General features: G+C 64.3%; 8 protein-coding genes. 5 read left to right on the plus strand and 3 right to left on the minus strand.

The window, feature by feature from the left end; all coding sequences use genetic code 11:
- The coding region (locus CV770_RS40205; RefSeq protein WP_146101263.1) for a transposase at window positions 1-237 on the plus strand (237 nt) is incomplete at its 5' end.
- Between the two features lie 59 nt (window positions 238-296).
- Here the strand turns inward: CV770_RS40205 and ppa are convergent.
- Both ppa and CV770_RS40215 read right to left on the minus strand, forming a co-directional pair.
- A complete protein-coding gene (gene ppa, locus CV770_RS40210; protein WP_018318963.1) occupies window positions 297-833 on the minus strand; it encodes an inorganic diphosphatase in 537 nt (178 codons plus the stop codon).
- Between the two features lie 176 nt (window positions 834-1,009).
- Window positions 1,010-1,519 (minus strand): GNAT family N-acetyltransferase, encoded by a 510-nt coding sequence (locus CV770_RS40215; protein WP_018318962.1) that lies wholly within the window; start codon window positions 1,517-1,519, stop codon window positions 1,010-1,012.
- Between the two features lie 267 nt (window positions 1,520-1,786).
- Between CV770_RS40215 and CV770_RS40220 the strand changes: the two genes are divergently transcribed.
- Genes CV770_RS40220 through CV770_RS40235 form a run of 4 tightly spaced genes read left to right on the plus strand, consistent with a single transcriptional unit; the run spans window position 1,787 to window position 4,885 of the window.
- The gene (locus tag CV770_RS40220; protein ID WP_104466236.1) at window positions 1,787-2,686 is read left to right on the plus strand and encodes a dienelactone hydrolase family protein; all 900 of its coding nucleotides are present in this window, start codon (window positions 1,787-1,789) and stop codon (window positions 2,684-2,686) included.
- Entirely contained in the window at window positions 2,683-3,150 is a 468-nt protein-coding gene (locus CV770_RS40225; RefSeq protein WP_091965087.1) for a DUF2269 family protein, read from the plus strand. The genes CV770_RS40220 and CV770_RS40225 overlap by 4 nt, the downstream gene beginning before the upstream one ends.
- An 8-nt stretch (window positions 3,151-3,158) precedes the next feature.
- The gene (locus CV770_RS40230; protein ID WP_201760254.1) at window positions 3,159-4,478 is read left to right on the plus strand and encodes an SDR family oxidoreductase; all 1,320 of its coding nucleotides are present in this window, start codon (window positions 3,159-3,161) and stop codon (window positions 4,476-4,478) included.
- Window positions 4,478-4,885: a thiol-disulfide oxidoreductase DCC family protein gene (locus tag CV770_RS40235; RefSeq protein WP_091965084.1), complete on the plus strand. Its 408-nt coding sequence runs from the start codon at window positions 4,478-4,480 to the stop codon at window positions 4,883-4,885. Before CV770_RS40230 ends, CV770_RS40235 begins: the two co-directional genes overlap by 1 nt.
- A 178-nt stretch (window positions 4,886-5,063) precedes the next feature.
- Here the strand turns inward: CV770_RS40235 and CV770_RS40240 are convergent.
- On the minus strand, window positions 5,064-6,268 hold a 1,205-nt coding region (locus tag CV770_RS40240; RefSeq protein WP_104466238.1), incomplete at its 5' end, for a flavin monoamine oxidase family protein.

Genomic DNA, 6,268 nt, shown 5'->3' on the forward strand with positions numbered 1-6,268 from the left:
GCCTTCCGTGGCAAACGCAAGATCGCCGGCGGTCGAAAGCGCGTTCGCGACGCTCTCTACATGGCTGCTCTCAACGCGGTTCGACGGGCCGATCCGTTCAAGGCCTTCTATGAAAGATTGCGACAGGCCGGCAAACCGGCCAAGCTCGCCCTCATTGCCGTTGCCAGGAAGCTGCTAACGGTCCTTAACGCTATGATGCGCGACAGGAAACCGTACCTGAAGGCCGGCCCCCAATAACAGTTGCCGGCTCTGCGTCGCGTCATTTCATGCCGCGCCGCGTCCGGGACACGGATGCTTCAGCCCTTCTTCTTCTTCTCGCGATCCATGCCCTCGAGGATTAGCTTGTGCGCGTCCTCCGGGCCGCCCCAGCGAAGGATCTTCACCCATTTGCCCTTCTCGAGATCCTTGTAGTGCTCGAAGAAATGCTGGATCTGCTGCAGCGTGATGTCAGGCAGGTCAGAGTACGACTTCACCTTGTCGTAGCGCTGCGTCAGCTTCGACGACGGCACCGCCAGAATCTTCTCGTCGCCGCCGGCTTCGTCTTCCATGAACAGCACGCCGACCGGGCGGACGCTCATGACGGCGCCAGGAATGATGGCGCGGGTGTTGATGATCAGGACGTCGCAGGGGTCGCCGTCATCCGACAAGGTGTGCGGGATGAAGCCGTAGTTACCGGGGTAACGCATCGGCGTGTAGAGGAAGCGGTCGACCACCAGCGTGCCGGCCTCCTTGTCCATCTCGTATTTGATCGGTTCGCCGCCCACGGGGACTTCGATGAGGACGTTGACTTCGTGAGGTACGTTCTTCCCGATCGAGATCGCATCGATACGCATTCAAGGCTCCGTTATTGCCGAGGATAAATCGCGCCCGGCAGCGATTTGGCGCTGTCATACGCGGGCTTGGCCCGCTGATCCATCGCGTTTTTGTGAAATAATGAATCCGGAAGTCACCGGCTCAAAGGCAACGGTATCGACGGAAGGGAAACGCTGCCGCCTAGGCTTTCAGCAGCTCAATTGGTCCAAGCGAAGGCAACCTTGTCGAGCGACTTCGGCCCGAACCGCTCCGACGAGCGGGCCACCATACGGCCCCCCAGCGCCCGGTAGAACTCCGTCGCCGGGTCGTTGTCCGAGAGCGCCCACACCACCATGCTCTTCAGCCCGCTCTGCATCAGGTCGCGGCGGGCGGAGGCGAACAGGCGGCGGCCGAAGCCGAGGCCCTGGAATTCGGGGCGCAGGTACAGCTCGTAGATCTCGCCGTCGAAATGCAGGCTGCGGGCGCGGTTGCGGCCGTAATTAGCGTAGCCCGCGATCTTGTCGCCGAACACCAGCACGCTGACGCGGCTGCCCTTGCGGATCGCGCTGTCCCACCATTGCGGGCCGCGGCGGTTGATGAGCTTTTCCAGCTCGGCGCCGGGAATGATGCCCTGATAGGCGGAGCGCCAGGCTTCGTCATGAGTAGACGCCACCGCAGTTGCATCTGCAGCTTTGGCCGGCCGGACCTCGATCAGGGTTGTGCTCATGGGCGCAATCAAACCAAGTCGCCGCGCCGGCGGCAAGACCTATCGTTAATTATCGGTTAACGTGTGGACTTTGTGCATCAGTATCTGAACCATGTTGTACCGAAAAAAGACAGGACGCCGACTCGAATGGCACCGGCGTGCCGTGTGTCGGTGCAAAACTCCCTCTGCGGCAACGAATGAAGGGCGAGGGACACGCAGAAAGTCCGCCCATAGTGATTCGTTCCTACTAGTGTGGCTGTCGCTGTTCGTGCTCGCCCTCGGCCATTCATGCGGCTTCTCAACATCTTCGCGCTCCTGACTCTGCTGGCCCTGCTGACCGCGCCGCCTCTGTGCGCTCAGGTCACGTTTGGCTCAGCGGGCGAGGAGGGCGAACCGTTTCGCCGACAAGCGTGGCGGGTGCCGTCGCCGGATACCGACATTGCTGCGCATGCCCTGCTGTTTCGCCCCGCCGGCGCAGGTCCGTTCCGGCTTGCGGTCGTCGCACACGCCTCGACGCAGAATGTATTGCGTCGAGCGCAAATGCCGCAGCCGGAATATCGTCCGCTCGCCGCCTATCTCGTCGGGCGCGGTTTTGCCGTGCTGGTGCCGGAGCGGCTCGGCCATGGTGCGACCGGCGGCGGCTATGTCGAGGACCAGGGCGGATGTGACGAGGCGGACTATGCGCGTTCGGGCCGTGCAACGGCCGAGGAAATCCGGCTCGCGCTGGAGTTCTTGCGAAAGCAGGATTTCATCCGCAAGGAGGCTGCCATTGTGATCGGCCATTCCGCCGGCGGCTGGGGTGCGCTGGCGCTCGCCAATGCCGATCCGAAGCTGATCGCTGGGATCACAGTGTTTGCGCCGGGGCGCGGCGGCCATGCCAATGATGAGCCGAACCGGATCTGCGCGCCGCACACGCTGCTTGCCACTGCTGCAGAGTTCGGCAAGGGCGCGCGCATCCCTGTCACATGGCTCGTTGCGACCAATGACAGCTATTTTTCGCCGGCGTTTTCAAAGGGCCTGGCCGACGCATTTCGCGGCAGCGGCGGCAAGGTCGACTTCCACACCTTGCCGGCCGCCGGCAGCGAGGGGCACTGGATGATCGAGAGTGAGGCCGGCGTCAAAGCCGCGAGCCGGGAGCTCGTGGGAGCGCTGAATCAGGGCAAGCCGACAGCGACCAAGAAGCCATGACGCTGTATTTCCTGGTCAAATTTCTCCATGTGCTCGGTGCCATCGTCATCCTCGGCACCGGAACCGGCATCGCCTTCTTCATGCTGATGGCGCATCGCACCGACGATGCGGAGTTCATCGCGCGCACCGCTTCGGTCGTCGTCATTGCGGACGCAATCTTCACACTGTCGGCCGTGCTCCTCCAGCCGATCACGGGCGGCTTGCTGATGATGCTCTCCGCGACGTCGATCACCGAGCGCTGGCTGCTCGCCTCGCTCGTGTTGTATGTCGTCGCCGGCCTGTTCTGGATCCCTGTCGTGTTCATGCAGATCGAGATGCGCGATCTCGCGCGCAAGGCCGCAGAGCAGCACAAGGCGTTGCCACAACGATACTTCGTCCTGTTTCGCCGCTGGTTCGCGTTCGGCTTCCCCGGTTTCGGCGCGACGATGCTGATCCTCTGGCTGATGGTTGCAAAGCCTTTTTGAGAGCAGTGATGAACCAGCGAACCATCTTGGTGCTCGGCGCCTCCGGCCTGATCGGCCGCTTCGTTACTGACGATCTTCGCACGCGTGGCTTTCGCGCGCTTGGCGTGGCGCGCAGCCTGTCACCGGCGCAGAAGACGAGCGCGCTCGACATCGAGCTGCCGATCCTCTCGCTCGACGTGACGGTGCTGACGCGCGTATTGCGCGAGCGTGCGGTGGATGTCGTCGTAAACTGTCTCGGCGTGCTCCAGGACGGCCCCGGCAGCGACACAGGTGCCGTGCATCGCGATTTCGTTGCGCGCCTGCTTACGGCGATCACCGACAGCGGCCGCGCGATCCGGCTGGTGCACATCTCGATCCCCGGAGCGGCCGAAGCTGATCGCACCGCCTTCGCAACGACCAAGCGCGAGGCCGAGCGCCTGATCGCGGCCTCAGGCATTGCGCACGCCATCCTGCGGCCGGGCTTCGTGGTCGCACCATCCGCCTATGGCGGCAGCGCCATGCTCCGCGCGCTCGCTGCCTTCCCACTCAACCTGCCGGACAAGGCGATGGCGACGTCGTTCCAGCCTGTTGCCATCGAGGATATTTCGGCCACCATCGCCTGGCTTGCCGCGCGCGACATCGACGATGCCTCTGTAAAAGCCGTGGGCTGGGATCTGATGCAGGCTGAGCCGGTCACCATGGCCGGCGTCATCAGGCAGTTCCGCCTTGCGTTCGGCACGGCCGGGTGGCCGCATGTCGCGATGCCGTCCTTCATGCTCGATCTCGGCGCCAAGATCGGCGATCTCGCCAATTATCTCGGCTGGATGCCGCCGATGCGCTCCACGGCCATCGCCGAGCTGCGCCGCGGCGTGCAAGGGGATCCCTCGGGATGGATCGCCGCCACGGGCATCACGCCGAAGACGTTGGTCGATATGATTGGTCGTCATCCCGCGACCGTTCAGGACAAATGGTTCGCGCGGCTATTCCTGGTCAAGGCGCTGATCTTCGCCAGCCTCGTCGTGTTCTGGCTGATCTCCGGCTTCATCGCGGTGTTCGTGTCCTACCGTGCCGCCGCCGGCATCCTGACGGCGCACGACTTCCCGGCCGCGCTGGTCGATCCCATCACCATCGGCACCAGCCTGATGGACATGAGCATCGGCGTGCTGATTGCCTTCCGCCGCACCGCGGCGGCCGGGCTCGTTGCTGGCATCGTCGCCTCGCTCGGCTATATGTTCGGCGCGGCGGTTCTGACGCCCGATCTCTGGATCGAGCCGCTCGGCGCGCTGGTGAAGACGGGGCCGGCGATCGTGCTGATGTTGGTGGCGCTCTTGACGCTGGATAATCGCTGATGAGCAAATGGCCCGACGACGATGTGATCCTGTTCGACGGTGTCTGCGTCTTCTGCTCGCGCTGGGTCCGCTTCGTCGCGCAGCGCGACACGGCGAAGCGGTTTCGCTTCACGCCGATCCAGTCGGACTATGGAGCCCGGCTCGCGCGGACATTCGGCATCGATCCCGACGATCCCGACACCAATGCCGTTTTTCATGGCGGCGAGGCGTTTCTGAAGTCCGACGCTGCACTGACGGTATTGTCTCTGCTTCCCCGCTGGGGGTGGGTGCGCATGTTGTTCGCCGTGCCGAAGCCGCTGCGAGACCCCGTGTACAACCTCATCGCGCGCAACCGCTATCGCATCTTCGGCAAGTATGACGCGTGCTTCGTGCCCGATGCAGATTTGCGGGCGCGGGTGATCGAGTGACGCGACAGCGGCACCACAAGATTGGTGTCGTCCCGGCGAACGCCGGGACCCATAACCACAGGACGGAGTTTGGCGAAGACTGGAAGTTAGGGTCAATCCGCGGTACGCGCCCCACGCGTGACTGAAAGATCACGCGGTATGGGTCCCGGCGTTCGCCGGGACGACATTGGTGGGGAGGTTAGCGCTTCCCGATTGCCGCCAGCACTTCCTTTGCCGCCCGTTCCCCGCTGTCCCGCGCCCCATGCGCGGTCGTGAAGAAGGTCGGCGACGTCGCCTCTCCTGCAAAGAACAGCCGACCATCTACCGGCGCGGCCAGCACGGCGCGATCCCCGGCGTGGCCGGGCAGCGCATGCGAATAGGAGCCTCGCGCGAACGGATCATGTGCCCAGCGCGACTCGGCGAGCGGCTTCAGCTTGCGGCGGATGTCGTTGCCGAGGAAGCCCGCGATCTCGTCGATGCTGTGGGCGGCGATGGCGCCGTCGCCGGAATCTTCCAGCGCGCGTGCAAAGCTGCCGCCGAAGAAGCCTTCGATGCAGGGCTGGCCGAACGGGCGGATGTGGTAGGTGCCCATCGCGGTGCGCATGGTGGCGCCGCGCAAGTTTGCTTCCTTGGGAAAGGCTTCGGCGTCCTCGAGCGCGAGCGTCACCTTGTCGTCGATGCCGAGCGGCAGGCCGGCTGCTGCGTCGACCTTGGACGGCAGCGGCGGTGAAAAGCGGATCGTCTCATCGGCGATCAGGTTGGTCGGCACGGTGATGATCACCTTGTCCGCGGTCAGTGTGCCCTGCGAGGTTTCGAGGTGGATGCGTCGGCCGGAATGATCGATCAACGCGACGTTGCAGTTCAACGCCACCGGGCAGGGCGCGCCGTAGGCCGCAACAAGCGCGCCATAGCCGCGGCGGACGCGCCAGTTGAGACCAGAATCCTCATAGGCGTCCCAGTCCAGCGTTGACATGTCCTTGAGTTCGCAGCCGTTGATATAGGTCGAGATCGCATCGATCATGGGATTCCAGCGATTGCCCGCCTCGAGGCTCCGACTCGCAGGCTCATCCTTGCCCTTCTGCGCGGCTTCCCAGAGGCGCTCATAGAAGGCGTCCATCGCGCGCATGAAATCGTCGCGCTCGCCTTGCGGAAACGCGTTGCCATAGGCGCGCTCGCGCCAGGGCGGCAGGTCCTTGTTGAGCTCGAAACCGAGCCGCTGCGCGATCGAAACGAAGGAGTTCTTGTCCGCCGAGTGCAGCCAGCCGCAGCCGACGTCGAAGGTCACGTCAGGTGAGGCCTGTACGGTCCAGGCGCGGCCGCCGAGCCTGGACCGTGCCTCCAGCACGATCGCGGCGAGGCCGGAGCCCGCCAGCGCATGTGCAGCGCCGAGGCCGGCTGCACCGG

It is taken from the genome of Bradyrhizobium sp. AC87j1 (genome assembly GCF_002936975.1).
Classification (GTDB): Bacteria; Pseudomonadota; Alphaproteobacteria; order Rhizobiales; family Xanthobacteraceae; genus Bradyrhizobium; species Bradyrhizobium shewense.